Below are 262 nucleotides of genomic sequence, written 5' to 3' on the forward strand. Positions count from 1 at the left end.
GGTGTCCATCGCGACGTCCCGTCAAGGCATCGGCCACGGCATCATCTATGTGCCAGAGGAGCGCCGCTCGCAGGGTCTCGTGCTGGAATATGCAATCGACTGGAACATGACGTTCAGCGCGCTTGACCGCATCTCACGCGGCGGTTTCGTTTCTCGCCGTCGAGAGAAACAGATCGCCGAGCGATTCCGCGGCCTGTTTTCAATACGCTGCAACAGCATAGGTGCACCAGTCGGCTCGCTATCGGGCGGTAACCAACAGAAG

1 pseudogene is annotated in these 262 nt (G+C 59.5%); it reads left to right on the forward strand.

Features of this window, described 5'->3' with window-relative positions:
• Position 1: 1 nt before the first annotated feature.
• Positions 2 to 262 (forward strand): annotated as a pseudogene (locus GSQ92_RS30265) (sugar ABC transporter ATP-binding protein); the annotation flags it as partial.

This window comes from Acidisoma sp. S159, from assembly GCF_009766125.1.
Classification (GTDB): Bacteria; Pseudomonadota; Alphaproteobacteria; order Acetobacterales; family Acetobacteraceae; genus Acidisoma.